The sequence below is a fragment of the Nonomuraea antimicrobica genome (genome assembly GCF_039536965.1).
GTDB lineage: Bacteria > Actinomycetota > Actinomycetes > Streptosporangiales > Streptosporangiaceae > Nonomuraea > Nonomuraea antimicrobica.
On the sequence record NZ_BAAAZP010000243.1, the window covers coordinates 1 to 689 of the forward strand.

Here is a 689-nt window from a genome sequence, read left to right on the forward strand (position 1 = left end):
TCAGTGCATGCGAAAGCGCCGCCCCGCAGCAGCGGGACAGCGCGAAAGAAAAAGGGGGAAGGGATCTATCCGCGGTACGGCGTAGGCCACACGGCCATCAACTCGTACGAGTCCGGCCGCTCCCACCGGCCGGACGAGTCACGGGCCAGGGGTGCCACGATGGTCCGTTGGATCAGCAGCACGACCACACCCGTGGAAAGGGTGAGGTTCGACCTGCCGTGCAGCGCCGCGAACACCTGGTCGGCGTAGTCACCGACGACACGCGGGTCCGTCGCCGTCCGCATCCGGGCCTGGACGAGCACCGTCGAATCCGACTGATCGACGTCATCGCCGCCCGTGCCAGTGCCGTAGATCGTCAGTGCGATAGCCTCATCCGGCTTGGTCGGCAAGCCGCCGAGCGTGATCGCCCGCTGCTGCGCGGTGTAGGCACCGACCGGGTCCCAGTGGCCGACGCCAGCGTCCGCCAGCAGTTCCGCCAGGCCGGTGAGCAGGTCGCGGGAGAAGGTATCGCTCATCCGCGCAGCGCCCTCTCCAACTGGGTGCCGATGATCTTGTGTACGGTGTCCGCCTCGGCTCGGATGGTCTTCTCCAGCCACTTGGGCTCACCCTGGATCGGGTGCTCCCAGGTCAGCTCCTCGTGCTGGCGAGCCGCGTACGCGATGTCGTAGCCCAGGGCCGCCTTCAGCCTG

At 67.8% G+C, this 689-nt stretch carries 1 protein-coding gene; it reads right to left on the bottom strand.

All coding sequences use genetic code 11. The features are described 5' to 3' along the window. Nucleotides 1–65: 65 nt before the first annotated feature. Nucleotides 66–515, bottom strand: coding sequence for a minor capsid protein (locus tag ABD844_RS52085; RefSeq protein WP_344897496.1), 450 nt, complete (start codon nucleotides 513–515; stop codon nucleotides 66–68). Nucleotides 516–689: the final 174 nt, after the last annotated feature.